This is a genomic window from Protofrankia sp. Cr1, assembly GCF_963555865.1.
Lineage (GTDB): Bacteria > Actinomycetota > Actinomycetes > Frankiales > Frankiaceae > Protofrankia.
Genome location: NZ_CAUVXO010000347.1, coordinates 1,726 through 5,427 on the forward strand (window position 1 = coordinate 1,726; position 3,702 = coordinate 5,427).

The following is a 3,702-nucleotide window of genomic DNA, read 5'->3' on the forward strand; positions in this document are numbered from 1 at the left end:
CTAGTCTGACTGTTCCGGCTTTCCGGCCGACCGTGGAAGGCCTCCGTCAACGCCGGAACCCAGTGGCCCATCAGTGCTACGAACACCCGCACAGTCGCCAACTCCCTTACATCGCAGTGTGATCATTGTGCGTTGAACGTCAAACTCACGACCGCTGGATAGAAAGCAAAAATCACAGTGGTCGGCAGGACGAAGAAGACGACCGGCACCATCATCGCGATCTCCTTGCGACCACCGGCCTCCAGCAGTTGTCGCTTGCCCGCCTCACGGACGTCGATCGCCTGCGCCCGCAGCACCTCGGCCAGCGGCGTACCGCGCTCGATCGCCACCACCATGCCCTCGACGAACCGACGCAGCGAGGCGACCGTCGTACGGGCGGCCAGACCCTCCAGCGCCTGAACGAGGGTGGCGCCAGCACGCGTGTCCGCGAGAGCCAACCGCAGTTCGCGGCCCAACTCCCCGTGGGACAACCGACTTACCCGTTCCAACGCTCCCACCGGGCTCTCACCGGCGGTGACCGCCAACGCGAGCAACTCCGCCACCGTCGGGAACTCGATGAGTATGCGTTCCTCGCGCTCTCGTATCGCCCGGGTCAGCCACCAGTCCCGGGCGACGACCCCGCCGGCGACACCGGCGACGACCAGGGCAACGCCGACGATCGGCGGGGGCCCGAAGCCCAGCAGCGCACGCAGAGCCAGCAGGGCGGCGCCGAACAGCGCCCCGGCCACCGACCAGACCACCTGCTGAACCCGGAAATCCTCGATGGAGGTCTGCCCGCCGGCCTGGGTCAGGCGGCGCTGCAGGGCGGCACGCCCACCCAGAAAGCGGTCGAGTCGCCGAGCCGCGTCGGCGACGAACGGTCGGACCAGCTCCTCCAGGCCACTACGCGAAGCCGTCGGCCGGGCCCGGTCGGCCAGCAGCCGGGACTGCGCCGGGGTGTCCCGCAGGTACGGGTCGATCCGATCGGCGAGCCGGATCCGCCGGACCACCGGCGACCGCAGGACGATCAAAGCCAGGCCGACGCCGGCCAGCAGGCCGATCAGCGCACCGGTCGCGACCAGACTCATGGACGCAGCACCCGACCTTCCTCAGGGAGTCTGCCGATCTGTTTCATGAGCAGGTACGCCACCACCGACACCCCACCGCCGACCGCGAGTACGACAACGCCGGTGGGGCTGTCATAGGCGCGGACCGTCTCCCCCCGGGTCGCCAGCAGCAGGAGGACAACCCACGGCGCCGCGAGCGCGAGCCGCGCAGCATTGATCGTCCAGCTCTGTCGGGTTTCGAGCTCCGCGCGGGTCCGGGCGTCCTCGCGCAGGAACGCCGAGAGTGTCCGCAGCAGCCGGCCGAGGTCGGTCCCGCCGACCTCCCGGGCGGTGCGCAACGACTCGATGATCCGGTCGGCGATCGGATCGGCGAGATCGTCAGAAAGCCGGTCCAGGCTCGCCGCGAAGGAGCCGGTCGCCCGGTAGTCCTCGCCGAAACGGGTGAAGGCCGGCCGAAGCGGGCGCGGGCCCCGTAGTCCCACCGATGCGAGCCCCTCGGACAGGGGCATTCCCGCCCGCACCGCGCTGGCCAGATTGTCGACGACATCCGGCCACAGCTCCCGAAGGTCGTGCATGCGCGCCCGGCGGCGACGCATCACCATCGCACGCGGCAGTAGGGCTGCGAAAATGAAGAACGCTCCGGCGAGCGACCAGGTGGCGGTGAAGGCCAGCACGATCAGGCCGACCAGCAGCCCGACCCCGATACTGATCGCGAGGAGCTGGTCGGGACTGACTCCCGGGATTCCCGCCTGAGCGAGCAGCTCCCGGGTCCGTCCGCGCCACTTCGCGGACGCGGGATCGCGCGGGGCGCGGGGACGCCCGCTGAAGATGATGAGCAGGAGACCGAGGCCGAAGAGCAGGCCGATGAAGATGCCCATCAGCGCTCCACCGCGATCTCGACCCACGATCGGTCGGAGAGCTGGGCGCGCTCCGTCTCAGCCATCCGGTCCCGCCGGTCACGATCGGTCGAGGCGAGCAGGGCTGGCAGGTCGTAGCCGGCTCGGGCGAACCGGTCTGCATGTGGCGGGTACCCGTCAGCGCGAACCAGGGTGTCGCCGCGTGACCGGTAGATCTGCGCGGTTTCGATCACGTCCCCCTCCGTGCGTCCCGACAATGACACGATCTCGGTCACCCGACGCCGCCCGTGCGCGTCCTTCGTGAGATGCACGACAAGGTCGACGCTGGCGGCAACCGTCGGCACCACAAAGGCGTGGCTGACGTTCTCCCCGGCGAGCAGCGGCAGGGTGCACAGTTTGGTGACCGCCTCGCGGGCCGAGTTCGCATGCAGGCTGCACATCCCGGGCAGGCCCGAGTTGAGAGCGATCAGGAGGTCGAGGGCCTCTTCCTGCCGGACCTCGCCGACAATGATCCGGTCGGGACGCATCCGGAGGGCTTCCTTGATCAGACGCCGGAGCCGGATCTCGCCGGTGCCCTCCAGGTTGGCCTGGCGGGTCTGCATGGCGACCCAGTCCGGGGCCCGCAGCCTGAGCTCGAAGACCTCCTCACAGGTGATGACCCGTTCCCGACCGGGGACCGCCGAACCGAGGCAGTTGAGCATGGTCGTCTTCCCCGCCTGCGTTCCGCCGGCCACGATGATGTTCAGTCCGGAGGCGACGGCGGCCTCCAGGAAGGCTGCCGCCGACGATGTAATCGTCGACAGATCGACCAGTTCGTCCATACTGGCGGCGGACACGATGAACTTGCGGATGTTGACCGACCAGTGGACGCGGGTGACGTCGGGGATGACCACGTGCAGGCGCGACCCGTCCGGCAACATGGCGTCCACGAACGGAGTAGACAGATCCACCCGGCGCCCGGAACTCTTCAGCATCCGTTCGACCAGGTCCTGTACCTGATCGGCACTCAGGATCGTCGTGGTCAGCTCGCTGCGCCCGTTCCGCGCGACGAAGACGCGCCCAGGCTCGTTGATCCAGATTTCTTCCACGCTCGGGTCGTCCAGATGGCGTTGTAGCGGTCCGAAGCCGGCGACCGCGTCGTGGACAAGCCGCGCGGTGGTGGCCCGGTCGACAATCGCGGGGAGGTCGCTGGTGAGCGTCCGTTCCTCGTATTCGCCCAGGACGTCCTCGACGAGCTGGCGGATCCGGGTGGGTTCGTGAACCGGGTCGAGGGATCGACGCCGGACCAGTTCACGCACTTCGGTCTCAATGAGCGAAGTAGCGTCCATCCAGCCGCCGCGTGTTGTCACAGAAAACCCGATCTCCCTGGTCACCCGCTCGGACCGATCCGATCCCGACAATTATCGCGAAGCGTAGAAAGAAGGTCGCCGGTAATCAAGCCCCCGGTCCCACGTCCCGCCTTCCCCCACCTCCCCGGGCCACCGGCTTCCCCGGAGCGCCGGCAGCGCCGGCAGCGCCGGCAGCGCGTGGACCGTGTCGGCTCAGATCTGTCCGATCAGCTCCCGGTCCATATTTCCACAACCATCGCATCCCACCCACACCGGCCCACGAACGCCCCCCCACGGGAGAGAAATGATCATATTTTCCACCGAGCAAGCATTACGTAAAGAGCGCCCGGCAATAGTGGCGTGGGTCAAGGAGGGGGCTGGGGCGGGTAGATCGCGAGGTGCGAGGAGGGACGCACCGGAGGTGTTGGGTGTCGACCGACGAAGCCGGGGTACCCGTGCATCGCGCAGCGA

3 protein-coding genes are annotated in these 3,702 nt (G+C 68.3%); all 3 read right to left on the reverse strand.

The genetic code is table 11. From position 1 onward, the window contains the following. Nucleotides 1-122: 122 nt before the first annotated feature. Genes U9980_RS20915 through U9980_RS20925 form a run of 3 tightly spaced genes read right to left on the reverse strand, consistent with a single transcriptional unit; the run spans nt 123 to nt 3,231 of the window. Nucleotides 123-1,067, reverse strand: a complete 945-nt coding sequence (locus U9980_RS20915) for a type II secretion system F family protein (protein ID WP_322769476.1) — start codon at nt 1,065-1,067, stop codon at nt 123-125. Beyond that, nucleotides 1,064-1,924, reverse strand: a complete 861-nt coding sequence (locus U9980_RS20920; protein WP_322769477.1) for a type II secretion system F family protein — start codon at nt 1,922-1,924, stop codon at nt 1,064-1,066. The genes U9980_RS20915 and U9980_RS20920 overlap by 4 nt, the downstream gene beginning before the upstream one ends. Continuing rightward, entirely contained in the window at nt 1,924-3,231 is a 1,308-nt protein-coding gene (locus U9980_RS20925; protein WP_322769478.1) for a CpaF family protein, read from the reverse strand. Before U9980_RS20925 ends, U9980_RS20920 begins: the two co-directional genes overlap by 1 nt. Nucleotides 3,232-3,702: the final 471 nt, after the last annotated feature.

What these genes read in the sequence shown, in the direction of transcription:
- U9980_RS20915 (WP_322769476.1), bottom strand. Translation starts at nt 1,067, where the DNA reads ATGAGTCTGGTCGCGACCGGTGCGCTGATCGGCCTGCTGGCCGGCGTC.
- U9980_RS20925 (WP_322769478.1), bottom strand. Translation starts at nt 3,231, where the DNA reads ATGGACGCTACTTCGCTCATTGAGACCGAAGTGCGTGAACTGGTCCGG.
- U9980_RS20920 (WP_322769477.1), bottom strand. Translation starts at nt 1,924, where the DNA reads ATGGGCATCTTCATCGGCCTGCTCTTCGGCCTCGGTCTCCTGCTCATC.